Below are 25,048 nucleotides of genomic sequence, written 5' to 3' on the forward strand. Positions count from 1 at the left end.
CCGTGGTCCGTGGTTCAGAAGGTGAAGCGCTCCGCATGGATGCGGGAGGCCGGGATGCCCGCCCGTTTCAGAGCGGTGATCGCTGCCCTGGCCATCCCGGGCGGGCCGCACAGATACACATCGTGTTCGGGCAGGTCGGGGACGAGGTTGCCCAGAGCGCGCGGGGCCAGCGGATCGAAGGGGCCGTCCGAGGGGCCGAGGAGGTAGTGGAGAGCGGCGCCGCGGGCTTCCGCGATGGCCTCCAGCTCGTCACGAAGGACCAACTGGGCGGCGCTGCCCGCCCGGTAGAGGAGGGTGAGGTCGCCGGGGCCGCCGGGGAGGGTTTCGAAGAGGGCGCGCATCGGGGTGATACCGACGCCGCCGGCGAGCAGCAGGACCTTGCGGCGGGTGCGCCGGTGGGCGGTCATGGCACCGAACGGGCCGGTGGCCAGCACCCGTACACCGGTGCGCAGGCGGCGCACCCGGCGCGTGTGGTCGCCGCACACCTTGACGGTGATCCGGAGGATGTCGTCCCGGGGCGGGGCGGAGAGCGAGAACGGCAGGGCGGTACGCCACAGCCGCCGGTCCAGAAAGCGCCAGCGGAAGAACTGCCCCGGCTCGGCGCGCAGCGCGTCCAGGGCGATGCCCTGCATGACGACCGAGACCACGCCGGGCCCCTCGGTGCGGACCTCGGTGACGCGGAGGCGGTGGCGCAGTGCCTGCCGTACGGGCACGATCACCCGGTACCAGATCAGCAGGACGCCGACGGTGGTGTGCAGCATCGTCCACAGCCAGGCGGCGAGCGGTCCGCCGGCCAGGTCGGGACCGGCGAGCTGGTGTCCGAAGGCGAGGGCGGCGCCGAGGTAGGTCAGCAGGTGGAGGGCGCGCCAGGTCTCGTGGCGGAGGCGGCGGCGTACGGCGCGGGCGGAGGAGATGCCGACGGCGGCCAGTGCTGCCGTACCCGCGGTGGCCGCGGCGAGCGCGGGGTAGCCCAGCAGGCCGAGGGCGGCGGTGAGCAGATCGGCACCGGTGGCGGCGGCGTAGGCGCAGAGCGCGAGGACGGCATGGGACAGGATCAGGGTGAGGACATAGCGTCCGCCGAGGGCATGCCAGCGGGCCAGGCGGTCGGCGCCGACGCCGTGTTCGATGGCGGGTACGCGGGCCATCAGCAGCAGCATGACGAGGATGCCGTACGCCGCGATCAGGCCGCCGAGATGCGCGAACGTGGCGAACAGCGCATCGAGCCGGAAGGACGGGGCGGCCTGTACCAGCCAGAGGACGACGACCAGCGCGGCGCCGGCGGCCAGCCCGGTGCGCAGGGCGCGCGGCGGGGTCCTCAGGGGCGGTGCGGGGGTGCGGGACGCCCGGACGGGACGGGCCGGACGGGCCGGACCGGCCGGACGGGCCGGTACGGTCTGGGGGGTGACCCGCGTGTAGAGCGGGTGCGGCGCGGTGTCGGGCTGGCTGGTCACGCGCCGAAACCTACGGCCGGGTCGGGTTCCGAAACACCAGCTCAGGCCGTAATTCGCGTTCCTTAAGGCGGCCTTGAGGAACGGCTGAACGCCGGTTAAGAACCGTCGGTGAATCACCGGGTCGGTTGCCGGGTCAGCGGCCCGCCGAGCTGCCTTGCGCGCCGTCGCTCAGCGGGCCGCCACGGCGCCCCTCACCGCCGGAGCGGCACCCCGCGTTCGGGGGCGGACGGGGCGGGAGGCGCGGCACGTCTGCCGCGGTCGCGCGGATTCCCGTCGGGAGGCGCCGGCCGGATCACTGAGCGCTCAGCGAACCGGGGTCTTGAGGTCGCGGTCGTCGGCGGGTACGGGCAGCCGGGCGCCCCGGCTCTCGGCGACGCGATGCGTGACAGTGAGGGCTTCGGTCAACTCGACTGCCATGAGCTGGAGTTCACCCGACGTCCACTTCCGCTCACGCAGGAAGCGCCGCGCCTCGCCGATGAGCTCCGCGGCCTGCTCGAGCTGCACCGCCTCTACGTCGTCGGCGAGGCGGGATACGAGGCCGGTTTCGTCGCCCACGAGGAAGCAGGGTTTGCCGTCGAGGCTGGCCCACGGGAGTAGTCGGGCGGGTGTCATGTTGCCAGCTCCTTGGGTTCTTCTCGGGTCACCGAATGTGGTTATTCGGTCACGCTGGCAACGCTACGGGCAATAGAATGGGGCTACTTGAAGCGGCAGTGTTCAAGGATGTGGCCTGCCGCGACGCTGGCGCCTGCCTGCATAACGAGAGGTCATTGCGTTGGACGAGCCGACCGACTCCGAGCACTTGAATCCACTCCAGCGCTTCGGACGTGACGTCAAACAGGTACGTCTCGCCCGCAAGCTCACGCAAAAGCACTTAGGCACGTCCACGGGCTACTCCGAGGGCTACGTCAGCAAGGTCGAGTCCGGGACGCTGCTGCCCCGGCCCAGCCAGAAGTTCGCCAAGGGCTGCGACAAGGTCTTCGGAACGGGTGAGCTGTTCGAGGGGCTGCTTCGGAGGATCGATGACGGGGATCACCCGAGCTGGTTTTCCCCGTACCTCAACCTGGAACGGAAAGCGTCGCGGATACTGGACTACTCGGCGACCCTCGTGATGGGCGCCCTCCAGACAGAGGAGTACGCGCGAGTCGTCTTTCGGGTGTCCAATCCCGGGGCAGCCGCGGAAGCAGTCGAGGGCAAGGTTCGCGCGCGGCTGCGGCGGCGTGAGGTCTTCGAGCAGGACAGGCCGCCGCTTCTGTGGGCCATCCTCCACGAGGCATGCCTACGAACCGTCGTGGGCAACGCCGAGGTCATGTCCCAACAGCTTGAATACCTGTTGGAGGCCGCCGAGTCACCCCACATCGTGCTTCAGGTCATGCCGTTCTCGGCGGGTGCTCCGACCGCACACATGAAGCCCTTCACTGTGCTGCACTTCACTGACTCCCGCTCGCTGCTGTACACCGAGACCCGGGTAGGAGGACGAATGCATGACTCCGCACAAACGGTCGACACGGCGCTGGATGACTATGATCTTCTCCGGGCGCATGCGTTGTCGCCGGATGAATCACTGGCCCTGATCAAGACTCTGCTGAAGGAGTACCGCCCATGATCCCCGACTTGGATCTGGCCGCCGCCACGTGGGTCAAGTCCTCCTACAGCGACGGCAGCGGAGGACAGTGTCTCGAATTCTCCCGCGCCCTCACCGCGCCCCACGGCCTCGTCCCCGTCCGTGACAGCAAGAACCCCGTCGGCCCGGCGCTCATCTTCCCCGCTGACCGCTGGTCGTCGTTCGTCACCGCCGTCAAGGACAGGACCTTCCCGTCATGACCGCGGACTTGGATCTCGCCGCCGCCGAGTGGGTCAAGTCGTCCTACAGCGAAGGCAACGGCGGCGAATGCCTCGAATTCACCCGCGCCCTCGCCACGCAGCCCCACGGCTTTGTCCCCATCCGCGACAGCAAAAACACCGACGGCGCCACCCTCGTCTTCCCCGCGGCGCACTGGTCCTCCTTCGTCAACGCCGTCAAGAATGGGGAGCTCCCCACATAAGGAGCGAACCCCGTGAACCTCCGCGACGACGCCCGTGCCCTCTCCGACGACCTCGTGCGGATGCGCCGCGCGCTGCACCGGATCCCCGAGACCGGGCTGGACCTGCCCCGTACCCAGGAGGCGGTACTGGCCGAACTGGACGGGCTGCCGCTGGAGCTCCGTACCGGGGACGGGCTCAGCTCGGTGACGGCGGTGCTGAGGGGCAGCCGACCCGGCCCGACCGTCCTCCTCCGCGGGGACATGGACGCGCTGCCCGTCGCCGAGCGCACCGGGCTCGATTTCGCCGCCGGCAACGGGCAGATGCACGCCTGCGGGCACGACCTGCACACCACCATGCTGGCTGGAGCCGCCAAACTGCTCTCCGCGCACCGGGACCGGCTGGCGGGCGATGTGCTGTTCATGTTCCAGCCGGGCGAGGAGGGTTACGACGGCGCGCGGCACATGATCGGCGAGGGGCTGTTGGAGGCGACGGGGCGGCAGCCGGACGCGGCGTACGCCATCCACGTGCTGTCGGCCGGTCTGGCCAGTGGGACCTTCCGGACCCGGGGCGGCCCGGCGATGGCCGCGTCCAACACGCTGCGGGTGACGGTACGGGGTGAGGGCGGCCACGGCTCGATGCCGTACCGCGCCAAGGACCCGGTGCAGGCGGCCTGCGCGATGGTGACCGCGCTCCAGGGGTGGATCACCCGCACCTTCGACGTCTTCGACCCGGTGGTCCTGACGGTGGGGACCTTCCACGCCGGAACGCAGTCGAACGTCATCCCGGAGACGGCGGAATTCAGGGCGACGGTCCGCAGCTTCTCGCACGCCGCGCAGGCACGCCTCAAGGACGGCACGGTGGAGGTGTGCCGGGGAATCGCGGCGGCGTACGGGGTGGGGGTGGACGCGGAGTTCGTGGAGACGTATCCGGTGACCGTCAACGATCAGGCGGAGGCGGACTTCGCGGTGGGGGCGATCCGCGAGGCGCTGGGCGAGGAGTACTGCGCGCCGATGCCGAATCCGCTGCCGGGCTCGGAGGACTTCTCCCGGGTGCTGGCCGAGGTGCCGGGCGCGATGCTCTTCCTCGGCTCCCCGCCGGCCGGGGCCGATCCCGAGCGCAGCCCCAACAACCATTCCCCGCTGGCCGTGTTCGACGATGCGGTGCTGGCCGACGGGGCGGCGGTGTACGCGGAGCTGGCGGTGCGGCGGCTGGCCACCGCTCCTACGGGCTCCGCATGATCGTGGCCCTCAGCACTTGAGGCCGACGACGCCCCAGCCGCGCCGGTCGGCCTCGCCCATGACCTCGCCCCAGCCGCGCAGGAGCGACGCAAAGGCGGCGTGGTCCGGGATCCAGCTCCCCGGGCCGCCCGCCGCATGGGCGTCGAAGGGCTCGCGCAGCCCGTCCAGGAGCGGCTCCGCGCGGGACCAGAGGGCGGCCAGGGCGGAGACGTCCGCGGGAGGGCGGCAGAGCAGCAGTCCCGATCGCCAGGCGTCGGTGTCCGGGGAGCGGTCGTCCCCTTCGTCGTCCCCTGCGTCGTCCTCGTCGTCGTCCTCCTCCGGGCTCCAGAGCCAGATGCCCAGCCCGGCGAGGAAACCGTCCAGCGCATCGCGCAGTTCCGGTTCGGCGTACTCCCGCGCGTCGTCCCAGGCCTCGCCCGCCCAGAAGTGCGGCTTGTAGGAGCAGTTCCGGAACTCGTAGACGCCCCACCAGGGTTGGCCGTCCGACGAAGGCCAGAACCAGCCCTCCTCGACGTCCTCCACCTCGTACGTCTCCTCGTACAGGCGGTCCACGCGTTCGCCGGCCGGGACCGCCTCCAGGCGACGCCAGTCGACCGCCACGACCTCGATAGCCAACCCCATGGGAACAAACTACCGACTCTTGGAACCACCGGCTCTTAGAAGGTTCTTAGTCCCGGTCACTATCCAGGACGCATGACATCCAAGATCACCCGCGCGATCGCCGCCTCCCTCGCGCTGACCGCCACCGCCCTGGGCGTGGCCGGCTGCGACAGCGCCGCCGCCGGGTCCCTCGAGGGCAGCCGGCTCGAACTGCCCGTCACCGGCGGCACGGCCGTCGTCGACACCGCTTCCCTGGCGGTGACCGCGCGCACCGGTGACGGGCGGCGTCTGGTGCTGTCCGAGGCGGCCGCGGGCGGGCTCGGCAAGCCCGGTCCGGTGACGCGTACGGCCGACGGGGCGCGCTGGAGCTATCCCGCCAAGGGGCTTCAGGTGACGGCCCGCTCGGAGCGCGGCCGGCTGCGGATCGGTCTGCGGTCGGATCGCGACGGGTCCGTCAACTGGCCGGTGACCGGCACCGATCCCGCCGCCTCCGCCGTGCAGCTCCCGCGCGGCGAGGGCCTGGACATCCCCGTACGGGACGCCTTCTGGAACGGGAAGGAGGGCGGGCTGGCGGGCAGCACGGTCGACGTGGGCGCCGAGCTGGCCCTTCCCCTCTGGGGCTACTCCATGAAGGGGACGGGGAAGGGGGCGGCAGGCCACGGGGTCAGTTATCTCGCCCCCACCGACATCGGGACCTCGCTGCGCTTCGCCTCCTCCGGCGGCCGCCTGCGGGCCACCGCCGCGCACGCCTTCTCCGGCGGCGAGGGCACCCGCGACTACGACATCACCTTCGCCCTCACCGACGGCAACCCGGTGGCCCCCGCCGCCGACTACCGCTCGTACCTCTCCCAGCACGGACAACTCGGCAGCCTGCGCGAGAAGATCCGGAAGAACCCGGCCAACGGCAGGCTGCTCGGGGCCTTCCACGCCTATGTGTGGGGGGAGGGCCGGAAGGCCTCCGGTGTCGCGGAGCTGCGGCGGCTGGGCGTGGACCGGATGTGGCTCGGCTACGACGCGGGGCCCGGCGGGATGGACGCCAAGGCCGTGCAGGCGGCCAAGAAGGCCGGGTATCTGGTCGGCCCGTACGACACGTTCGCCAACGGGCAGGACCCCAAGACCGCCGACAGCCCCACCTCGGTCTGGCCGGGCCGGGTCTACCCCGACTTCTGTGTGCGGAAGGCGGACGGCACGCCGGAGTCCGGCTTCGGGCACCGGGGCTGCTATCTCAGCTCGCGCGCCTTCGAGAAGGCCGAGCCGGGCAGGCACTATCTGGCCGACCGCACCCGCCGAATGGTCGCCAACGGCGCGGACAGCTACTTCCTGGACGTGGACGCGACCGGAGAGGTCTTCCGCGACCACGGCAAGGGCCATGAGATGACCAAGGCCGGGGACCGCCGGAACCGCCTGGCGCGGATGCGGCGGCTGGCCGGGAACCTCGTCCTCGGCTCCGAGTCCGCCCAGCCCTGGGCCAACCGGGTGCTGGCCTTCGACCACGGCTCGGGCACACCGGTCGCCGACGGTCTGTGGGGGCTGGAGCGTGACAGGGAGACGTGGGGCGGCTACTACCCGGAGAACGCCCCGAAGGCCTTCTTCAAGCCGGTGCGGCTCCCGGAAGCCCTGGCCACCGCCATGTACGACCCCAGGTACCGCGTCCCCCTCTACGAGACCGCCCTGCACGGCTCCCTCGTCAACGCCGAGCGCTGGGAGCTGTCGTACGAGAAGCTGCCGCGGCAGAAGACCACCCGTGCGCTGCTCGCCATGCTCTACAACACCCCGCTGAACTACGTCCTCGACGGCCCGTCGCTCCGGCAGCACGGTCCCGAACTCGCCGCGCTGCAGCGGTACTTCTCGCCGCTGCACCGCGCCGCCGGGGCCGACCGGATGACGTCCTTCCGGTGGCTCACGGCCGATCGCACCGTGCAGCACACGGTCTTCGGCGACGGCACGCTGACCGTCACCGCCAATTTCGGCACCCGGGCGCACGACGGGCTGCCGGGCGGCTGCGTGGACGCCAGGCTGCGGACGGATGCGCAGCCGCGGCGGCTGTGCCCGGCGCGGCTGGGCGGGTAAGGCTGCGGGTCCGGACCGGACCGGACGCGGGTGCAGACCGGACGCGGGTCCAGACCGGACGCGGGGCGAGGGTGCCCGCTGTCCTCGGCTCTCCGGTCGGCCGCCCGCCGCCCGGCCTCGTGGCCGAGCGTCGGTGGGCCCGCTATGCGCCGCCCGGTACCGGCCCGGTCCGCGGCGCGCGGCCGCCGTCCCCGGCGGCGGGCCGCGCCAGCCACAGGCCGCGGCCCACCGCCCACAGCAGCAGCCCAGCCAGCACCGGGGCCCCGGCCAGGGTCACCAGTCCGGCCCCGATGTTGGCCCCGATCACCCCGGCGGTCAGCACCCGCCAGCCGAAGCCGGCCAGCAGACCGGCGACGACCAGCGGCGTCAGGACCTGCCACCAGTGCGGGGCGAGGGTTTTGCGGCGGGTGGCGCGGGCCAGTAGTACGGTGGCGGCGCCCGCGGCCAGCAGGGCGGCCGCACCGAGCGCGGTGTCCAGGCTCGCCGGGAGTTCCGGCGGGCGTACCGCGTGGTCCAGCTGGTCCGAGGGCAGGCCCTGGTAGTCGAGCCGGCCCACCAGCCCCCAGGTGGCGACGGGTACGGCGACGGTCAGAACCGTGGCGGCTAACGCGGCCTTCGTACGTGCGTTCATCCGCCCAGGGTGACGGCATCCCGGCCGGCCGTCATGAGTACCCGTACTCATCGGTGCCCGTACTCATCGGTATCTGTATGCCTCCGCCTCACAGGCCGCCCGGCCCGCCACTGAGGTCAGCGTTCCGCGGGGGAAACAGGAGGGATGCGGGCGGGTAACAGCCGGACCGCAATCTGTCGAACATGACCTCGACAACGCGTGTGGTGGTGATCGGCGGCGGCATGGCGGGTGCCCGGCTCGCCCGCCGGCTGACGGCCGGGACCGGCTCCGGCGCGGCCGCCGCCCCCGTCACCGTGACCGTCATCGGCGAGGAGCCGCACCCGCCCTACAACCGTGTGCTGCTGGCCGAGGTGCTGGCCGGCCGCTACGCACCGGAGGTCATCGCGCTGCCCGCACCCGGCGGCGCGGTGGACTGGCGCGGCGGCGTGCGTGCCGTACGGATCGACCGGGACGTACGGCGGGTGGTCTGCGACGACGGCCGCGAGGTCCCGTACGACGCGCTGGTGCTGGCCACCGGCGCCAACCCCGTCCTCCCGCCGCTGCGCGGCCTCTTCGCCGCCCGCGGACACGGCTTCCCGGACGATCTCCCGGACGGCGTCCACCCCTTCCGCACCCTGGACGACTGCCGGGCGCTGGCCGCCGCGGCGCGTCCCGGCACCCCGGCCGTGGTGATCGGCGGCGGTCTGCTCGGGGTCTCCGCGGCCCGTGCGCTGGCCGGGCGCGGCGCCCAGGTGGTGCTCGCGCACCAGGGTGAGCATCTGATGGAGCGTCATCTCGACCCGGACGCCGCCCGGCTGCTCGGCGAGTATCTGGCCGCGCTCGGCATCGAGGTGCACACGGAGTGCCGGGTGCGGGGCCTGGAGACCGCCGACGGTGCGGCACGGGCCGTGGAGCTGGCCGACGGCTACCGCCTCGACGCCGAGCTGGTCGTCCTGGCCTGCGGTGTCCGGCCGCGCACCGGGCTCGCCCGCGCCGCCGGTCTCGACATCGGCCGGGGCATCCGCGTCGACGACTCGCTCCGCACCAGCGACCCGGACATCTTCGCCGTCGGCGACTGCGCCGAGCACCACGGCACGGTCTACGGCCTGGCGGGCGCCGCCCAGGAACAGGCCGACGCGCTGGCCCGCGTCCTGACCGGTCCCCCGCCCGCCCCGGCCCCGTACACCGGGACCCGGGCCCTGACCCGGCTGACCCTCGCCGGTCACCGGACCCCCACCGCCCCCTTCGACCTGGCCGCCTTCGGCGAGACCACCCCGCTTCCCGGCGACGACGTGGTCCGCCTGTCCGACGCCACCCGGACCGCGTACCGCAAGGTCGTCGTCCGCGGGGACCGGCTGGTCGGCGGCATCCTCCTCGGCGATCTCGGCACTGTCGGCGCGCTCGCCCGTACCTGGGAGGGCGACGAACAGCTCCCCGCAGCCCCCCTGCTCCACCTGCTCACCACCGACGGAGGCTTCTGATCATGGCCGCAGCCGCCAGCCCCACCAGCACCGACACCACCCGTCCCACCGTCGTCCTCATCGGGCACGGCATGGTCGGCCAGCGCTTCCTGGAGGAGCTCGCCGAACGGGGCGTCACGGAGCGGGCCCGGGTGGTCGTGCTCTGCGAAGAGCCCCGCCCCGCCTACGACCGCGTCCAGCTGACCTCGTACTTCGCCGGCCGCTCGCCCGAGGACCTGTCCATGGTCGAGGCCGGTTTCATGGAGAAGCACGGCATCGAACTGCGGCTGGGCGACCCGGCCGAGACCATCGACCGTGAGACCCGCACGGTGACCGCCCGCTCCGGTTTCACCGTCCGGTACGACCAGCTGGTGCTCGCCACCGGCTCGTACCCCTTCGTGCCGCCGGTCCCCGGCAAGGACCACAAGGGCACCTTCGTCTACCGGACGATCGAGGACCTCCTCGCCATCGAGGAGTTCGCACAGCGTCTGATGCAAAAGCAGGACGTCCCCTCCGGCTCGGTGGTCGGCGGCGGTCTGCTCGGCCTGGAGGCGGCGGGCGCGCTCAAGGGCCTGGGCCTGGAGACGCATGTCGTCGAGTTCGCGCCGCGGCTGATGCCCGTACAGGTCGACGAGGGCGGCGGCGAGGCGCTGCGCCGCACCATCGAGGACATGGGTGTCATCGTGCACACCGGCGTCGGCGGCAAGGAGATCACCGCCGGCGAGGACGGCGCGGTGACCGGCATGGAGCTGTCGGACGGCTCGCGCATCGACACCGACATGGTGGTCTTCTCGGCCGGTGTCCGGCCGCGCGACCAGCTGGCCCGGGACTGTGGCCTGGAGGTCGGCGAGCGCGGCGGCATCGTGGTCGACGCGGACTGCCGTACGGCGAACGACCCCGCGGTGTATGCGATCGGCGAGTGCGCGCTGGCCTGCGACGGCCGGGTGTACGGCCTGGTCGCGCCGGGCTACGAGATGGCCAGGACCGCCGCGTCCGCCATCGCCGGGGAAGGAACCGACGGCTTCGCCGGCGCCGACCTCTCCACCAAGCTCAAGCTGCTGGGCGTGGACGTGGCGTCCTTCGGTGATGCGCACGGCGCCACGGAGGGCTGTCTGGACGTCGTCTACGCCGACTCCCGCTCCGGCGTCTACAAGAAGCTGGTCGTGGCCCAGGACGGCACGCTGCTGGGCGGCGTCCTGGTCGGCGACGCCGAGGCGTACGGCACGCTGCGGCCGCTGACCGGCACCGTACCGCCGGTCTCACCGGAACAGCTGGTGCTGCCGGCCGGCACCGGCGGCCCGGTGGCCCTCGGCCCGTCCGCCCTCCCCGACGACGCGGTGATCTGCAACTGCCACAACGTCACCAAGGGCGCGATCCGTTCCGCAGTCACCGAGCACTCCTGCGGCACCGTGCCCGAGGTCAAGAAGTGCACCAAGGCCGGCACCGGCTGCGGCTCCTGCGTCAAGGCGCTCACCACCCTCGTCAACGACGAGCTGGAGGCCAGCGGCGTCACCGTGGACAAGGGCCTGTGTGCCTGCTTCCCGCACAGCCGCGCCGAGCTCTACGAGATCGTCCGCACCCTGCGGCTCACCTCGTACGAGGAGCTGCTGGCCTCGCACGGCCGGCCGGAGGCCCGGGGCGGCGACGGCTGCGAGGTCTGCAAGCCCACCATCGGCTCGATCATCGCCTCCCTCGCACCGTCCGTCGGCGCCGACGGCTACATCCTGGACGGCGAACAGGCCGCCCTCCAGGACACCAACGACCACTTCCTCGCCAACCTCCAGCGCAACGGCTCGTACTCGATCGTGCCGCGCATCCCCGGCGGCGAGATCACCCCGGAAAAGCTCATCGTGATCGGCGAAGTGGCCCGCGACTTCGGCCTCTACACAAAGATCACGGGAGGTCAGCGGATCGACCTCTTCGGCGCCCGGGTCGACCAGCTGCCGCTCATCTGGACCCGCCTGGTGGACGCCGGCTTCGAGTCCGGGCATGCGTACGGCAAGGCCCTGCGCACGGTGAAGTCCTGCGTCGGCCAGACCTGGTGCCGCTACGGCGTCCAGGACTCGGTCCGGATGGCCATCGACCTCGAACTCCGCTACCGGGGCCTGCGCTCCCCGCACAAGCTCAAGTCCGCCGTCTCCGGCTGCGCGAGGGAGTGCGCGGAGGCCCGCGGCAAGGACTTCGGCGTCATCGCCACCTCCAACGGCTGGAACCTGTACGTGGGCGGCAACGGCGGCGCCGACCCCCGGCACGCGGACCTGCTGGCCCAGGACCTGTCCGACGCCGAGCTGATCCGCCTGATCGACCGGTTCCTGATGTTCTACATCCGCACCGCCGACCGCCTGGAGCGCACCTCCGCCTGGCTGGAGCGGATCGAGGGCGGCCTGGACCACGTACGCGATGTCGTCGTCCACGACTCCCTGGGCCTGTGCGACGAACTCGAGGCCCTGATGGCCGCCCATGTCGCCCACTACCGCGATGAATGGGCCGAGACCCTCAACGACCCCGAGCGGCTGGCCCGCTTCGTCTCCTTCGTCAACGCCCCCGACGCCCCGGACCCGTCCGTCCGCTTCGTGCCCGAGCGCGACCAGGTCAAGCCGGACCTGACGGTGCTGGCCGGCCCGACACTGCCCATTCGCACCCTGGAAGGGACCTCTGCCTGATGACCACCGCGACCGCCACCGCGACCGCCACCGTCGAGATCCTCGGCTCCGACGGCTGGCTCGCCGTCTGCCCCCTGGACCGTCTGACCCCGGGACGCGGCGTCGCCGCCCTCCTCCCCGACGGCACCCAGGCCGCCCTCTTCATCGACCGCGCCGGCCGGACCTACGCCATCGGCAACCGCGACCCGTTCACCGGCGCCCAGGTCCTCTCGCGCGGCCTGACGGGCACCTCCGCCGACCGCCCCTTCGTGGCATCGCCGCTGCTCAAGCAGCGTTTCGACCTCGCCACGGGGGCGTGCCTGGACGATCCCTCGGTGTCCGTGCCGGCGTACCGGGTACGGACCCGGGACGCCCGGGACGCGTAAACGCAACCCTCGGGTTGCACCTTCCCGCCCATCGTGCAACTCTTGAGTTGCACGACATCGGTACCTGTATGGCGGGAGCTCCCATGAACACCCCGGACGACACCACCTCCACCTCAACCTCCGCTTCCCCCTCCACCCCCGACCGCATCGAGCGGGAGATCACCATCGCGGCGCCCGTCGAACGCGTGTGGTCCGTCCTCACCGAGCCGGAACACGTCGGTTCATGGTTCGGACAGGGCGAGCCGACCCCGGTCGACCTGCGGCCGGGCGGCATCATGCACCTCGACCACGGCGAGTACGGCCAGTTCCCGACCGTGATCGTCACGGTGGACCCGCCGCGCTTCTTCTCGTACCGCTGGGCCAGCGCGCACCCCGGAGACGTGGCGACCGAGCGCAACTCCACCCTCGTCGAGTTCACCCTCACCCCGGAGGGCGACGGCACCCGGCTGCGCGTGGTGGAAAGCGGCTTCGCGGGCCTGCACATCCCGGAGGAGCGCAAGAGGACCGCCTCGTACGAAAGCCACTCCGAGGGCTGGTCCGCCCAGGTCAAGAACATCCAGCAGTACGCGGAGCGGCTCGCGGCATGACGCAGGCTTCACACGCTTCGGATGCTTCGCACGCTTCGGACGCGGGATCCGGCAGCGGCACGGGCCCCGGCACGGGCCCCGACGCACGGACGGACGCCGTGGCGGAGGTGCTGTCCGCGCTGGCGGACCCCACCCGCCGCCGGATACTCGACGCCCTCGCCGACCGCGGTGAGGCGACCGCCACGGTCCTGGCGGCGGAGCTGCCGGTCAGCCGCCAGGCCATCGTCAAACACCTGGGAGTCCTCGACCGGGCCGGCCTGGTCACCGGCCACCGGGAGGGCCGTGAGTCCCGCTACCGGGTCATACCCGAGCGGCTCGGGGTCACCGCCCGGTGGATGGACCGGGTCGCCGCCGACTGGGACTCCCGGCTGACGGCCATCAAGCGCCTGGCGGAAGGGCAATGACGACAGGCGGGTGGCACAAGGCGAGTGGCGGAAGGCGAGAGACGGGAGACGAGTGACAGAAGACGGGTGACGCCTGGGGCCGGGGCGTACGCTGGTGCCCCCCTACCGAGGAGTACGGCGTGACCCGGTGGAACACCAGCCACATCCCCGACCAGACCGGCCGCTCGGTGGTCGTCACGGGCGCCAACAGCGGCATCGGCTACGTCACCGCGCGCGAACTGGCCCGGCGCGGCGCCCGCGTGGTGCTGGCCTGCCGCAACGAGGCGCGCGGCGGCGCGGCGCTGGACCGGCTGCGCACCGAAGTACCCGCCGCCGAGGCCGAGTTCCGCCGACTGGACCTGGCCGATCTCTCCTCCGTACGGGACTTCGCGGCCGGCCTGGACACCTTCGACGGTGACCGCCTCGACCTGCTCATCAACAACGCGGGCGTGATGGCCCTGCCGTACCGGACCACCGCGGACGGCTTCGAGATGCAGTTCGGCACCAACCACCTGGGCCACTTCGCCCTGACCGGCCTGCTGCTGCCCAGGCTGCTGGCCACACCGGGCGCGCGCATCGTCACCGTCTCCAGCATGATGCACGCCCTCTCCGACATCGATCTCTCCGACCTCAACAGCGAACGCTCCTACCGCCGTTGGATCGCCTACGCCCGCTCCAAGAGCGCCAATCTCCTGTTCACCCACGAGCTGTCGCGGCGGCTGGCGGCGTCCGGTTCCCAGGTGATCGCGGCCGCCGCCCATCCCGGCTACGCCGCCACCAACCTGCAGACCGCGGGCGTCCGAATGGAGGGCCGCACCTCCGCCGAGCGCGTCGTGGACCTCGGCAACCGCCTCATCGCCCAGTCCCCCGAAGGCGGCGCCCTCGGCACTCTCTGCGCGGCCACCGCCCCGCACATGCGCCCGGATTCCTTCATCGGCCCCCGGAGCGGCCTGCGGGGCGCCCCGGCCCCGTCCTTCCGCGCACCGTGGACGAAGAAGGACGCCACGGGCGAGCGCCTTTGGGCCGCTTCGGAGGAGCTCACCGGGGTGCGGTATGCGGGTGCGGGGGTGGCGGGCTAGGCAGGGCCTGTCCGGCGGACCCGGGCTTCGGACAGGGGCGCGGGGCCGGGGCAGCGCAGACCGCGGGGCCGGGGCAGCGCAGACGCTGATACGGCGCTGATACCGCGGCCCGGAACCTTGACGCCGCGCTGACGTATCGCTCACGGGGCACCGCTCGGCGCGATCCCGCCGTCAAGAACGCGATTCCGCCGTCAAGGTTCCGTGAAGAACACCCTTTCGCCCGCCAAGGGGACGCTAGGGCGGGGAGCGAAGGGCCTCCGTACCCCACACGCTGTGCTGAGCCGGCACGAGGGCACTGACAGTGCAGCACAGACGCCGCGCGACCCAGCTCAGCTCAGCAGCCCATCGCGGCACGGAGGTACGACGAACGATGTCGATGGTGTCCCAGCCCGACAGCCGGCCCGAGGAACCGCCGGATACCGCCACGGAGACCGCGGCGAACGGCGAGCCCCCCGCGGGACGCCCCACCCCCGACGCCCCGGACCCCGACGCCCGCCACCGGCTGACCGCCCTCCAGGGCCTGGCCGCCCTCTCCCTCGACGCGATGGCGTCCGTCGCCTACGGTCCCGAGTCGATCGTCCTGGTCCTGGCGGCGGCGGGCAGTTACGGCCTCGGCTTCACGCTCCCCGTCACCCTGGCCATCGCCGCGCTCCTCGCCGTACTGGTCGCGTCGTACCGCCAGGTGATCGCCGCCTTCCCCAACGGGGGCGGTTCGTACGCCGTGGCCAAGACCCACCTGGGCCGTCGCACCGCACTGGTGGCCGCCGCCTCGCTGATCCTCGACTACGTCCTGAACGTCGCCGTATCGGTGACGGCGGGCGTGGCGGCGCTCACCTCCGCCTTCCCCGCCCTCTACGACGACCGCCTCTGGATCTGCCTCGCCGTCCTGGTCCTCATCACGGCAATCAACCTGCGCGGCATCGTCGAGTCCGCGAAAGCCTTCATCGTCCCCACCGCAATCTTCATCGCCGCCATCCTCACCATGGTCGTCGTCGGCCTCTTCCGCGACGCCCCGGCCTCCACCGTCACCGCCGACGGACACGCCTCCGTCCTGGCCCACAACGCCACCGCCGTCGGCGCCCTGCTGCTCCTGAAGGCGTTCGCCTCCGGCTGCTCCGCGCTGACCGGCGTGGAGGCGGTCGCCAACGCGGTGCCGGCCTTCCGGGCCCCGGCCGCCAAGCGCGCCCAGCGCACCGAGGCCGCCCTGGGTGTCCTTCTCGGCGTCATGCTGATCGGCCTGTCGCTCCTCATCGGCCGCTTCCACCTCCAGCCGGTCGAGGGCGTCACCGTCCTCGCCCAGCTGGCGGATGCCTCCCTCGGCCACAACTGGGCCTTCTACGTCGTCCAGTTCGCCACCATGGTGCTGCTCGCCCTGGCCGCGAACACCTCCTTCGGCGGCCTGCCGGTCCTGATGGGCCTGCTCGCCCGCGACAACTACCTCCCCCACGTCTTCGGCCTGAAGGCGGACCGCCAGGTACACCGCCACGGCGTCCTCGCCCTCGCCGCCGTGGCCGCGGCCCTCCTCGTCTTCTCCGGCGGCGACGTCAACACCCTCGTTCCCCTCTTCGCCATCGGAGTCTTCGTCGGCTTCACCATCTGCCAGGTGGGCATGGTCCGCCACTGGCGCGGCGAGCGCTCGCCCGGCTGGCGCGCCAAGGCCGCCCTGAACGGCTTCGGCGCCCTGCTCACCGGCGTCTCGGCCGTCATCGTCACCGCCACCAAGCTCACCGAGGGCGCCTGGCTGATCGTCGTCGCCCTCCCCCTCCTCGTCCTCGCCTTCGAGGCCGTCCACCGCGCCTACGCCCGGATCGCCGAACGCATCGGCCTCGGCCGCGTCCCCGAACCCCCGTGCGCCGCCCACTCCCTCGTCATCGTCCCCGTGTCCCACCTCTCCCTCCTCACCTCCGAGGCCCTGAACGCGGCGGTGTCCCTGGGCAATGAGGTGGTCGCCGTCACCGTCACCCACAACACCCCCGAGGACCGCCCGGACGCCGAGGCCCTGCGCCGCGACTGGGAACTCTGGAACCCCGGCGTCGAACTCCTCGAACTCCCCTCCCCCACCCGCTCCATCGGCCGCCCCATAGCCGACTACGTACGCGACCTGGCCGCCCGCCGGCCCGGCACCCGGGTCACCGTCCTCATCCCCGAGGCCGAACCCGCCCACGTGTGGCAGCGCCTGCTCCAGAACCAGCGGGGCGCGGTCGTCGCCCATGCGGTCCGCCGCAACACCGATGCGGCGATCTGCCGACTGCGCTTCCGCCTCGAGCCGGCCGGGCGCGACGGGAGGCGGTAGCGCAGCGGAACGCAAGAGGCAGGGCAGCAGGGCAGCGCGGCGCGAGAAGCAGGGCAGCAGGGCAGCGGCACGCACGAGGCAGGGCAGCACGACGGTGCATTGTCAGTGGCACCCTCTACCGTGAGCTACATGAATCTCACACTGAGCTACGGAGACCACTGCACCGAAATCGCCCACCAGGCAGACCTCCTGGCAGACCTCCTGGCATCCGCCCTCACCGACGCCGAGGGGCCCGTCGAAGGCGCGGCTCTCGCCGCCTCCGTACCCTCCTGCCCGGACTGGAACCTCGCCCAGTTGCTACGGCATCTGGGCGAGGGCCACCGCTGGGTCGACGAGATCGTACGGACCCGGGCCACCCAACCCCCGCCCGACACCGCCCTGCGCGTCCTCCCCCGCGACACCACCCAATCCCCCGCCGAACTCGCCATCTGGCTCACCCAGGGCGCCCGCCAACTCGCCGAAACCCTCCGCACCGCGGGCCCGGACACCCCCATCTGGACCCCACTCCCCTCCGGCACCACCCGCTTCTTCGCCCGCCGCATGGCCCACGAAACGCTCATCCACCGCGCCGACACCACCCAGACCCTCGGCACGGACTTCACCGTCGACCACCGCGTAGCCCTCGACGCCCTCGACGAATGGATGGAACTCGGCTCCCTCCCCGAAATGTTCGACCACCACCCCGAACGCCGCGCCCTCCTGGGCCCCGGCCGCACCCTCCACTTCCACGCCACCGACGCCCCGCCCTCGGCCACCCCCGACTGGCTCGTCGACCTCACCGGCAACACCCTCGCCTGGCGCCACTCCACCGGACCGGCCGCGGTGTCGGTGAGGGCACCACTGACGGACCTCTTGCTGCTGGTCTACGGGCGGCGCCCCGCCGACTCCGACACGTTCGAGATCCAGGGGGATGCGGAGCTTCTGGAGTTCTGGCTGGCGGAGGTGATCTTTGCGTGAGGGGGGAGGGAGCCGTGGGATTCGGGCGCCGACGGCTGCGCTTGGGCGGGGAGCTGCTTCTTGTGTGTCAGCGCCACGGGGCAAGATGCCAGGAGTCGACTCTCCCCTCTGTTCCAAGCGAAGGCCCACATGACACAGCCCCATGAATCCCATGAATCCCATGAGGCCCACGAGCCCTACCAGCCGGAGTACATCCCGGTGCCGGCCAGCGCCGAGGAAGCATTGGCAGCTGCCCGTACCCGCTTCGGACCGGTTTCCGAAGACGGCACCCCTGGCTCCCTCCACGTGGAGGAGTTCGACATCGGCTACCTCATCTACGCCGTCTTCCCCCAGCCCGCCGACCCCAGCACACCTCCGTCTTTCGGTGGCAGCAATCTGGTCATCTCCAAGATTGACGGAGCCCTCGCATACCTTCCCAACTTCCCCTCGGAGACGGCGATCGCGCTCTACCGCCGGAAATTTCGTCCCCACGCCTGAGCATCGTCAACTCCCGTAGGGGCGCGGGCCGATATGAGGTGTATGCCACGCTGAGGTGCCCGACCGGGGTCGGCATCGGGCCGGAGCTCCTGGCAGGCTGTCAACCCCCTCTACGAAGCTCTGGCATGGAGAACACTTTAAGTAACCGTTGCCAACACGGGGGGATGTTGTGGCAGGGGCGGGCGGCTTCCAGACCGACGTCGAGTCCTTGAAGACGGAGGGCACCAACTTCGTCAAGCTCGGCGACGACTTCAGCGATTCGGTGAGCCGACTGGTCAACGGCCTCGCCAAGCTGCGCGCGGGCGAACCCACCGATGATGTGAAAAAGAAGCAGAAGCAGCCGGAGGAGAAGTCGTTCGGCGAGCAGTTCTGGCATGTGGACTGCCATGGGCGCACGGCCCATGAAGTGATGAAGGAGGTCGCCCGCCGGGCGGCTGAGAACCCCGGGGCCACGTCGACGATCTATCTGGATAACGCGCGATGGGCAGGTCCGTTTCTCACCTCCTCAGAGCCCGAGCGCATTAATACCTCCGTTCGCACGCAATTGATGCATGATTTCGGCGTAGCGGTAGAGTTGACACCGCATTCCGATCCGGATAATTATATTCCCCCGCTCCAGCAAATCCTGCACTCCTCTCCCTTTCCCCGGGAAGAGACAAAGAAGATTCTGGCCGGTCTCGGAGCTCTGGAACAGCGCAGCACCCCGACATCCGTGTGGATGACCGTCGTGCGAGCCCTTGCAGGGCGATCTTTCCATGAGAACGATCTGTTGCAAATTGCAGAATCGTGGCGCCAGATCTTGACCATTGAGCGCGGCCACCATGGCAACGCCGTGCGCTGCGTGGATGATTCTGCGCATCAGGCCATCCGCAAGGAATTCCCGCTTTCCCGACGCGAACAGAGTGCTGTGGTACGGGAGCTGTGGGAGCTGTGGCCGCAAGCAGGACAACAATCCGAGAATCACCCAGTACAGACCTACGTCACACATACCCTCCCCTTGCATGCGGCGCTGGCGGGCCGGCTGGAAGAATTCTTGAGTGACGCGAAGTTCATCGCCCATGCTCACTGGTACAGCATGCTGCAGGCGCTGCACCTGGCGTATCCGCACGGAGTTCCGCCAGAAGGTATCGCTGCAGATATCCATTACTTGCATGTACAGGGTGTGCAACCTGCCACCCAGGCAGAATGGATTTCGTGGCTGCATCACGCAGCACTGAGCCGCGATGACACCGCATTGGCGACGTCCCTGTTGAGGGAAGCGGGTGAACTGCCGTGGAGAACTGTCTGGTCGCACTGGCGTTTGCCCGGCCACGGTGGGTCAGGTGTTCCAGATTCAGGAAATGTCGAGAATCTGCGAGCGGCCTCTCATGGTGAGTCCTGGGCCGTGACCACATGGCGGGAGACAAATTCATCCGGACTCGATGGTGAGCCGTATGAATGCCGCGTCTGGGACGCCTGGACCGGCAGATTGCTGGATGACCCTCGTCTACTTGAGCAGGATATACCTGTTAAATCCGCAGGCAGTCCCTTTCCCGGGGTTCGATATGCCATCAATATCAATGGGTGGAAATCAAGAGGGGAACAGTGCCCTCAAGTCCCCCGTGCCCCTCGTGCCATCCACGATGCAGTCCGGCTCGGCGAAGCCGAACAGAACTCCGGATCTGCACTGTGGGTGTTCGCCGGACTCGGTGGCCTTTTCGCCGCATTGGTGAATGAGAAAGCAACGGAGAATTTGCCGGGAGAACCTTGGGACGAGTTGTTCGTGCCCGGTCCGCTCACGCAGGTTGCGCCAAGGCCGTTGCCCTGGCCACTGCCATCCACGGACCCCCTCTCCCGCGAATGGCTCGAGCACCGGGGCGCATTCAGATCTTCCGCTTGTCGCCCCATCCCCGAAAACGCAGTTCCGTCATCGATTCAAGATCAAGGGACGCGGAGATTTCTTACCCAGATCGGTTGGCCAGTCTCACACGGCATCGGCGGCCTGCATTCAACAGACCTCAGCACAGACGGACTGCGACTGATCGAAGAAGGCTCGACCCTTCTATCGGGTCTTGGGCAACTCGGCAGCCTTCAAATTCTCCTCGACGGCGCAACGGGCAAGGTATTCATTGCCAATCACGATCGTTCCGAAATCCACCTGGCCGGCAGCAGCATCGAGCAGTTCCTCATTCTGCTGATCCTTCATCACACAGCACTCTGCTCAGATTTGGTCGCCGGACAGTACGAGATGTTCGACCTCGCTGAGAGCTTTAAAGAATGGTGCCATACAGTCGATCCGGGCGCGGCGGGGGAACCATTCTGGGAGAGTCAATTCGCGGGCTTTGATTCCCTCTCAGAGGATTACGACTTGATGCTGGAGGAAATAGAGGCGGAATAGCGTACTGGTCGACATTGAAGTGGGGGTTCCTTGCCGGAGCCTCGACTCCGGGTGACTACCTTGCGCACTCACCATCCCACTCGGCGAACCCGACCGCGAGGACGGTGATGTCGACATCGCCTGTACCGTTCGGGCCCGTGAAAATGATGCAATGCCGTCGCTGCTGAGTTGGCGCGGGTGGCTCGGACTGTCCAGGGCGCGTTTGGCGCCCTGGTCCTGGGGAGCGGCTGGTGCTGTTTTGGTTGGGCTTTGCGCCCTCATGTCAGCTCATCCGCCAGCAAATCCATCAGCAGCCCGTCCGCCCAACCTCCCGTCCGGTAGTCGCGCCCGTACGCACGCATGATGCCGACTGGCTTGAAACCGACCTTGCGGTAGCTGGCGATCGCTGCGGTGTTGGCGGCGGCGGGGTCGATGGTGAGGCGGTGGTGGCCGCGTTCGTGGATCAGCCAGTGGGCGAGGGTGCGGACGGCGTCGGTGCCGAGGCCTTGGCCGTGGTGGGACGTGGTGAGGAAGATGTCGATGCCAGCGTGGCGGAATTCGGGGTCGGTCTCTTCGGAGAATTGGATGGCGCCGATGACCTTGCCGGAGTGGGTGATGGCGAGCATGTCGGCGTAGTCGTCCGGTGGCGACCACCAGGCGGCGACCGCCGGTTCCCGGACGATGCGGTCGAGGGTTGCGGTGTCGGTGTCCTGCACCGGGCGGAGGAGGATGTCGGTTCCGCGGAGTTCGCCGGTTGGTTTGATCACGAGGGTATTCAAGTGCACGGCTGGTTCGGCCATTGCGCTCTGTACGCAGCCGGCCCGCCCGCTCCTCAGTCGATCCAGACGCTCGCGCCGGTGTCGGACTCGGCGAGCCGGCCCGGCTGGACGGCGGTGTCGATGTCGCCTGTGCAGTCGGGTCCGGTGAAGATGTACGCGATGGCGTCGTGGGTGCGGTTGGCCACGGTGGTGGGGGTGTCGGTGCTTTCGTAGCAGCCGCTGGGGTGGATGACCGGGCGGCCGTCGATGACGAGGAAGCCGTTGGCCGCGTGGGCGGGGCCCGGTACGGCGAGGCCGAGCAGTGCGGCGGTGGTGAGGGTGCCGAGGGTGGTGGCGATGCGGCGCATGGTCTGGTCTGCCTCCTGGCGGCGGTGGCCGCGCCCGTCGCGGCCCGCAGAGGAATGACCGTACGGGGTCGAGCGGTCGTCGTCATCGGTGCGAAGAGAGCCAAGGAGGGAGCCAGGGAAAGAGCCGGGGAATGAGCCAAGGAGAGAGCCAACTGGGGGTGCTGGGTGACTTCTTCACTCGGCGTCGGCTCAGCCAGTCGCGTCCAGCTCGAAGGTCCAACGTCCGGCCTTGTCCGTTCCCACAGAGGTTGGGGCGGTAGTGACAACGCACTGACGCGGCGTAATCGGTCGTGGAATTCTTGGGGCATGACGATGCCGCCCGAAGTGCCGTGCGAGGAGTGCCAGGGGAACGGCACCGTCGAGTGGGAGACCCAGAGCGGCCACATCACCACGACGCAATGCTCCCGGTGCATGGGCACCGGCACGGTCCCGGCGTAGGAGGCGGACGACGACGTGACGACCCCCCGTGAGGGCAACCGGCTGCGGGCGCTGCCCCCCGAGTACGTCGGCAGAATGCGCTGTACGCACTGCGAGCTGCGGAACATGAAGCTGCCCGGTACGGCAGGTGGGCTGTGCATCCCCTGCTACGCGATGGAGCGGCAGGCGGCGCCGCGCCGGACGAGTCAGGGGATGCAGCTGGCCAACTTCGTGTCCGATCCGTGCATGGGGTGCGGGTCGCATGCGGTGGATGCCAATGGGTGGGCGTTCTGGTGTGACGCGTGTGGGATGCAGGTGGCGGTTGCCTATCCGATGCCGTGAGGGCGGTTGCCTATCCGATGCCGTGAGGGTGGTTGCTGCCTATCCGATGCCCTGAGTGCCGCGTTGCCGCCCAACTGGTGGCAGCGCCCGTCGGAAACCGATTCGTAAAGGTGCAATGCGGTTTTCACGTGCGTGGGGCACAGTGGTCGGGCGCACCACACCTTGATCGACGATCACCGATCGACGATCACCTCGGGTCCACGACCACGGCATGACCACAGGGGGCGATACGGACATGGGCAGGAGCAGCGGAAGCAGCAGAGGCAGTGGAAGCAGCGAGAACGGCGGGACCGGGGGCGGCATCGGCAGGCGGCGGATGCTGGCCGCCGGTGGTGGTCTTGCGGCCGCGGGGGCCCTTGCCGCGTGTGGGTCCAACACCGGGCGGGGCGGCGGGGGTTCGGGGCCGGCGATCAGTCAGTGGTATCACCAGTACGGCGAGCCCGGGACCCAGCAGGCCGTGCAGCGGTATGCCGCCGCGTACAAGAAGGCCCAGGTGACGGTGCAGTGGCGGCCGGGGGACTACGACCGGCAGACGGCGGCCGCGTTGCTGACCGACTCGGGGCCCGATGTGTTCGAGGTCAACGGGCCGTTGCTGGATCAGATTCAGGGCGGGCAGGTCGAGGATCTCACGGCCGAGATCGAGCCGGTGAAGGACGACTTCCACCAGGCGGTGCTGGCGCCGAAGATCTGGCAGGGGAAGGTATGGGGCATTCCGCAAGTCGTTGACATGCAGATGCTCTTCTACCGGAAGAGTCTGCTGAGGGAGGCGGGGGTCGAGCCGCCGCAGTCGCTGGATGAGCTGGTGGATGCGGCGGGGAAGCTGAGCACGAAGAAGACCAAGGGGCTGTTCCTGGGGAACGACGGCGGGGTGGGGGTCCTCAGCGGGACGCCGCTGCATGCGGCGGGGCTGAGCCTGATCAATGAGGAGGGCAAGGTCGGGTTCGATGATCCGGCGGCGGCTCGTACGTTCGCCAAGATCCGGCAGTTGTACGCGGACAAGTCGTTGCTGCTGGGCGCGCCCACGGACTGGTCCGATCCGGCCGCCTTCATCCAGGGGCTGACGGCGATGCAGTGGTCGGGGCTGTGGGCGCTGCCGGCGGTCAAGAAGGCGCTGGGCGACGACTTCGGGGTGTTGCCGTTCCCGAAGGACGGGGCCGGCGGGAAGCCCGCCGTGCCGGTCGGTGCCTACGGTTCCGCCGTCAGTGCGCGCAGCCGGCGCAAGAAGGAGGCAAAGGCCTTCGCGAAGTGGCTGTGGGTGGAGCGCAGTGACTTCCAGCAGGACTTCGCGCTGTCGTACGGGTTCCACATTCCGGCGCGGATCTCGCTGGCGAAAAAGGCCGGGCAGTTGCAGAAAGGGGTGGCCGCGGAGGCGGTGCGGTTCGTGACGGAGTACGGGCATGCCGAGCCGCTGCTGTGGAACAGCGCGGACCGTACCGTCTATCAGGACGCGCTGAGCCGGATCATCAAGGACGGCGCGAACCCGGAGAGCGAGCTGAAGAGCGTCGTCCGCAAGGTCAACGCCGAGCTTCAGCGGGCCAAGAAGAAGACGGCGAAGTGAGCGTACGTACGTCACAGGTCGCGAAGGGCACCGCGCCCGACCGCACCCCGCCCGACCGCACCGCCCCCGGCCTCACCGCCCGGCTGCTCGGGCCGCAGCGGCGCACCCTCTGGTTCTGGGTCTTCGTCGGTCCGTTCGCGGCCGGGCTGGGGCTGTTCACGTACGTACCGCTGGTGTGGAGCCTCTACCTCAGCTTCTTCGACGCGCACAACACCGTCACGCCCACGGGGAACGACTTCGTCGGGCTGGGCAATTACGCGGCGATGGTGGGTGATGAGGCGTTTCTGAGCAGCCTGGGGACGTTCCTGCTGTTCACCCTCTTCATCGTGCCGGCGACATACGCGCTCTCGCTCTCGCTCGCGCTGATGGTCAACCGGCTGCGCATCGCCCAGGCGTTCTTCCGGTCGGTGTTCTTTCTGCCGACCGCATGCTCGTATGTCGTCGCGGCGGTGATCTGGAAGCTGTCGGTCTTCAACGGGGTGCGGTTCGGGCTGGCGAACACGGTCCTCGGGTGGTTCGGGGCCGATCAGACCGCCTGGCTGTCCACCACCGCCCCGCCCTGGTACTGGCTGGTCATCGTCACCGTACGGCTGTGGCTGCAGGCCGGTTTCTACATGATTCTGTTTCTTGCGGGGCTGCAGCGGATTTCACCGCAGCTGTACGAGGCCGCGGCGGTGGACGGGGCGCGGCCCGGCTGGCAGGTCTTCCGGCACGTCACGTTTCCGCAGTTGCGGGCCACGTCCGTGGCGGTGGTGCTGCTGCTGGTGATCAATGCGTTTCAGGCGTTCGACGAGTTCTACAACCTGCTGAGTGATGCGCGCGGCTATCCGCCGTATGCGCGGCCGCCGTTGGTCTACCTGTACTACACGGCGCTCGGACGGGATCAGAACCTCGGGCTCGGCAGTGCGGGAGCGGTGATCCTGGCGCTGATCATCGCGCTGGCGACGGTCGTCCAGGCCCGGTGGTTCGGCCTCGGCCGGAAGGAGGACTGAGC

25 protein-coding genes are annotated in these 25,048 nt (G+C 70.0%); 19 read left to right on the forward strand and 6 right to left on the reverse strand.

The features are described from left to right. Positions 1 to 14 precede the first annotated feature (14 nt). Both ADL29_RS37105 and ADL29_RS37110 read right to left on the reverse strand, forming a co-directional pair. On the reverse strand, positions 15 to 1,319 hold the full coding sequence (locus tag ADL29_RS37105; protein WP_053928064.1) for a ferredoxin reductase family protein: 1,305 nt from the start codon (positions 1,317 to 1,319) through the stop codon (positions 15 to 17). 435 nt (positions 1,320 to 1,754) lie between these two features. After that, complete coding sequence (locus ADL29_RS37110) at positions 1,755 to 2,063, reverse strand: hypothetical protein (RefSeq protein WP_053927890.1); 309 nt, start codon at positions 2,061 to 2,063, stop codon at positions 1,755 to 1,757. 160 nt (positions 2,064 to 2,223) lie between these two features. Here ADL29_RS37110 and ADL29_RS37115 point away from each other — a divergent pair, with 160 nt between their 5' ends. From ADL29_RS37115 to ADL29_RS37130, 4 genes are read left to right on the forward strand one after another with little or no spacing between them, the layout of a single operon-like run. Beyond that, on the forward strand, positions 2,224 to 3,054 hold the full coding sequence (locus ADL29_RS37115; protein ID WP_053927891.1) for a helix-turn-helix domain-containing protein: 831 nt from the start codon (positions 2,224 to 2,226) through the stop codon (positions 3,052 to 3,054). Further along, positions 3,051 to 3,272, forward strand: coding sequence for a DUF397 domain-containing protein (locus ADL29_RS37120; protein WP_053927892.1), 222 nt, complete (start codon positions 3,051 to 3,053; stop codon positions 3,270 to 3,272). Before ADL29_RS37115 ends, ADL29_RS37120 begins: the two co-directional genes overlap by 4 nt. Beyond that, positions 3,269 to 3,493 carry a DUF397 domain-containing protein gene (locus ADL29_RS37125; protein WP_053927893.1) on the forward strand — a complete coding sequence of 75 codons (225 nt, stop codon included), beginning with the start codon at positions 3,269 to 3,271 and terminating at the stop codon, positions 3,491 to 3,493. Before ADL29_RS37120 ends, ADL29_RS37125 begins: the two co-directional genes overlap by 4 nt. A gap of 12 nt (positions 3,494 to 3,505) precedes the next feature. Beyond that, positions 3,506 to 4,711 (forward strand): M20 metallopeptidase family protein, encoded by a 1,206-nt coding sequence (locus ADL29_RS37130; protein WP_053927894.1) that lies wholly within the window; start codon positions 3,506 to 3,508, stop codon positions 4,709 to 4,711. Between the two features lie 9 nt (positions 4,712 to 4,720). Here ADL29_RS37130 and ADL29_RS43185 read toward each other — a convergent pair whose 3' ends face one another. Next, complete coding sequence (locus tag ADL29_RS43185) at positions 4,721 to 5,332, reverse strand: hypothetical protein (RefSeq protein WP_053927895.1); 612 nt, start codon at positions 5,330 to 5,332, stop codon at positions 4,721 to 4,723. 72 nt (positions 5,333 to 5,404) lie between these two features. Between ADL29_RS43185 and ADL29_RS37140 the strand changes: the two genes are divergently transcribed. Continuing rightward, positions 5,405 to 7,381: a glycoside hydrolase gene (locus ADL29_RS37140; protein ID WP_053927896.1), complete on the forward strand. Its 1,977-nt coding sequence runs from the start codon at positions 5,405 to 5,407 to the stop codon at positions 7,379 to 7,381. 142 nt (positions 7,382 to 7,523) lie between these two features. On the opposite strand, the gene ADL29_RS37145 is transcribed toward ADL29_RS37140, so the two are convergent. Further along, positions 7,524 to 8,012 (reverse strand): hypothetical protein, encoded by a 489-nt coding sequence (locus tag ADL29_RS37145; protein WP_063788604.1) that lies wholly within the window; start codon positions 8,010 to 8,012, stop codon positions 7,524 to 7,526. Positions 8,013 to 8,194: 182 nt separating this feature from the next. Here ADL29_RS37145 and ADL29_RS37150 point away from each other — a divergent pair, with 182 nt between their 5' ends. The 10 genes from ADL29_RS37150 to ADL29_RS42185 all read left to right on the forward strand — a co-directional run bounded on the left by ADL29_RS37150 (position 8,195) and on the right by ADL29_RS42185 (position 20,632). Further along, positions 8,195 to 9,472, forward strand: a complete 1,278-nt coding sequence (locus ADL29_RS37150) for an NAD(P)/FAD-dependent oxidoreductase (RefSeq protein ID WP_078971574.1) — start codon at positions 8,195 to 8,197, stop codon at positions 9,470 to 9,472. 2 nt (positions 9,473 to 9,474) lie between these two features. Continuing rightward, the gene (gene nirB / locus ADL29_RS37155) at positions 9,475 to 12,114 is read left to right on the forward strand and encodes a nitrite reductase large subunit NirB (protein WP_053927898.1); all 2,640 of its coding nucleotides are present in this window, start codon (positions 9,475 to 9,477) and stop codon (positions 12,112 to 12,114) included. After that, the gene (nirD, locus tag ADL29_RS37160; RefSeq protein ID WP_053927899.1) at positions 12,114 to 12,479 is read left to right on the forward strand and encodes a nitrite reductase small subunit NirD; all 366 of its coding nucleotides are present in this window, start codon (positions 12,114 to 12,116) and stop codon (positions 12,477 to 12,479) included. The genes nirB and nirD overlap by 1 nt, the downstream gene beginning before the upstream one ends. A gap of 83 nt (positions 12,480 to 12,562) precedes the next feature. Further along, the gene (locus ADL29_RS37165) at positions 12,563 to 13,066 is read left to right on the forward strand and encodes an SRPBCC family protein (protein WP_053927900.1); all 504 of its coding nucleotides are present in this window, start codon (positions 12,563 to 12,565) and stop codon (positions 13,064 to 13,066) included. 98 nt (positions 13,067 to 13,164) lie between these two features. Then, a complete protein-coding gene (locus ADL29_RS37170) occupies positions 13,165 to 13,470 on the forward strand; it encodes an ArsR/SmtB family transcription factor (protein ID WP_053928065.1) in 306 nt (101 codons plus the stop codon). A gap of 119 nt (positions 13,471 to 13,589) precedes the next feature. After that, positions 13,590 to 14,528, forward strand: a complete 939-nt coding sequence (locus ADL29_RS37175) for an oxidoreductase (protein WP_053927901.1) — start codon at positions 13,590 to 13,592, stop codon at positions 14,526 to 14,528. 370 nt (positions 14,529 to 14,898) lie between these two features. Continuing rightward, the gene (locus tag ADL29_RS37180) at positions 14,899 to 16,821 is read left to right on the forward strand and encodes an APC family permease (RefSeq protein ID WP_053927902.1); all 1,923 of its coding nucleotides are present in this window, start codon (positions 14,899 to 14,901) and stop codon (positions 16,819 to 16,821) included. Positions 16,822 to 16,950: 129 nt separating this feature from the next. Beyond that, a complete protein-coding gene (locus ADL29_RS37185) occupies positions 16,951 to 17,778 on the forward strand; it encodes a maleylpyruvate isomerase family mycothiol-dependent enzyme (RefSeq protein ID WP_053927903.1) in 828 nt (275 codons plus the stop codon). A 129-nt stretch (positions 17,779 to 17,907) separates the two neighbouring features. Next, positions 17,908 to 18,255: a hypothetical protein gene (locus tag ADL29_RS37190; RefSeq protein ID WP_245689792.1), complete on the forward strand. Its 348-nt coding sequence runs from the start codon at positions 17,908 to 17,910 to the stop codon at positions 18,253 to 18,255. 169 nt (positions 18,256 to 18,424) lie between these two features. Next, positions 18,425 to 20,632: an SUKH-4 family immunity protein gene (locus ADL29_RS42185; protein ID WP_078971575.1), complete on the forward strand. Its 2,208-nt coding sequence runs from the start codon at positions 18,425 to 18,427 to the stop codon at positions 20,630 to 20,632. Positions 20,633 to 20,889: 257 nt separating this feature from the next. On the opposite strand, the gene aac(6') is transcribed toward ADL29_RS42185, so the two are convergent. Beyond that, positions 20,890 to 21,375, reverse strand: coding sequence for an aminoglycoside 6'-N-acetyltransferase (gene aac(6') / locus ADL29_RS37195; protein WP_245689801.1), 486 nt, complete (start codon positions 21,373 to 21,375; stop codon positions 20,890 to 20,892). A 68-nt stretch (positions 21,376 to 21,443) separates the two neighbouring features. Beyond that, entirely contained in the window at positions 21,444 to 21,737 is a 294-nt protein-coding gene (locus ADL29_RS37200; RefSeq protein WP_053927905.1) for a hypothetical protein, read from the reverse strand. A 306-nt stretch (positions 21,738 to 22,043) separates the two neighbouring features. Here ADL29_RS37200 and ADL29_RS46190 point away from each other — a divergent pair, with 306 nt between their 5' ends. The 4 genes from ADL29_RS46190 (at position 22,044) to ADL29_RS37215 (ending at position 25,046) form a co-directional block, all read left to right on the forward strand. After that, positions 22,044 to 22,175: a hypothetical protein gene (locus ADL29_RS46190; protein WP_281182021.1), complete on the forward strand. Its 132-nt coding sequence runs from the start codon at positions 22,044 to 22,046 to the stop codon at positions 22,173 to 22,175. Positions 22,176 to 22,190: 15 nt separating this feature from the next. Then, positions 22,191 to 22,496 carry a hypothetical protein gene (locus tag ADL29_RS37205; protein WP_244319188.1) on the forward strand — a complete coding sequence of 102 codons (306 nt, stop codon included), beginning with the start codon at positions 22,191 to 22,193 and terminating at the stop codon, positions 22,494 to 22,496. 316 nt (positions 22,497 to 22,812) lie between these two features. Next, entirely contained in the window at positions 22,813 to 24,054 is a 1,242-nt protein-coding gene (locus ADL29_RS37210) for an ABC transporter substrate-binding protein (protein ID WP_053927906.1), read from the forward strand. Continuing rightward, positions 24,051 to 25,046, forward strand: coding sequence for a carbohydrate ABC transporter permease (locus ADL29_RS37215; protein ID WP_425424311.1), 996 nt, complete (start codon positions 24,051 to 24,053; stop codon positions 25,044 to 25,046). The genes ADL29_RS37210 and ADL29_RS37215 overlap by 4 nt, the downstream gene beginning before the upstream one ends. Positions 25,047 to 25,048: the final 2 nt, after the last annotated feature.

Source organism: Streptomyces chattanoogensis (genome assembly GCF_001294335.1).
Classification (GTDB): domain Bacteria; phylum Actinomycetota; class Actinomycetes; order Streptomycetales; family Streptomycetaceae; genus Streptomyces; species Streptomyces chattanoogensis.

What these genes read in the sequence shown, in the direction of transcription:
- ADL29_RS37110 (WP_053927890.1), bottom strand. Translation starts at nt 2,063, where the DNA reads ATGACACCCGCCCGACTACTCCCGTGGGCCAGCCTCGACGGCAAACCC.
- ADL29_RS37120 (WP_053927892.1), top strand. Translation starts at nt 3,051, where the DNA reads ATGATCCCCGACTTGGATCTGGCCGCCGCCACGTGGGTCAAGTCCTCC.
- ADL29_RS37125 (WP_053927893.1), top strand. Translation starts at nt 3,269, where the DNA reads ATGACCGCGGACTTGGATCTCGCCGCCGCCGAGTGGGTCAAGTCGTCC.
- ADL29_RS43185 (WP_053927895.1), bottom strand. Translation starts at nt 5,332, where the DNA reads ATGGGGTTGGCTATCGAGGTCGTGGCGGTCGACTGGCGTCGCCTGGAG.
- ADL29_RS37140 (WP_053927896.1), top strand. Translation starts at nt 5,405, where the DNA reads ATGACATCCAAGATCACCCGCGCGATCGCCGCCTCCCTCGCGCTGACC.
- ADL29_RS37145 (WP_063788604.1), bottom strand. Translation starts at nt 8,012, where the DNA reads ATGAACGCACGTACGAAGGCCGCGTTAGCCGCCACGGTTCTGACCGTC.
- ADL29_RS37150 (WP_078971574.1), top strand. Translation starts at nt 8,195, where the DNA reads ATGACCTCGACAACGCGTGTGGTGGTGATCGGCGGCGGCATGGCGGGT.
- nirB (WP_053927898.1), top strand. Translation starts at nt 9,475, where the DNA reads ATGGCCGCAGCCGCCAGCCCCACCAGCACCGACACCACCCGTCCCACC.
- nirD (WP_053927899.1), top strand. Translation starts at nt 12,114, where the DNA reads ATGACCACCGCGACCGCCACCGCGACCGCCACCGTCGAGATCCTCGGC.
- ADL29_RS37165 (WP_053927900.1), top strand. Translation starts at nt 12,563, where the DNA reads ATGAACACCCCGGACGACACCACCTCCACCTCAACCTCCGCTTCCCCC.
- ADL29_RS37180 (WP_053927902.1), top strand. Translation starts at nt 14,899, where the DNA reads ATGTCGATGGTGTCCCAGCCCGACAGCCGGCCCGAGGAACCGCCGGAT.
- ADL29_RS37185 (WP_053927903.1), top strand. Translation starts at nt 16,951, where the DNA reads ATGAATCTCACACTGAGCTACGGAGACCACTGCACCGAAATCGCCCAC.
- ADL29_RS37190 (WP_245689792.1), top strand. Translation starts at nt 17,908, where the DNA reads ATGACACAGCCCCATGAATCCCATGAATCCCATGAGGCCCACGAGCCC.
- ADL29_RS37200 (WP_053927905.1), bottom strand. Translation starts at nt 21,737, where the DNA reads ATGCGCCGCATCGCCACCACCCTCGGCACCCTCACCACCGCCGCACTG.
- ADL29_RS46190 (WP_281182021.1), top strand. Translation starts at nt 22,044, where the DNA reads ATGACGATGCCGCCCGAAGTGCCGTGCGAGGAGTGCCAGGGGAACGGC.
- ADL29_RS37210 (WP_053927906.1), top strand. Translation starts at nt 22,813, where the DNA reads ATGCTGGCCGCCGGTGGTGGTCTTGCGGCCGCGGGGGCCCTTGCCGCG.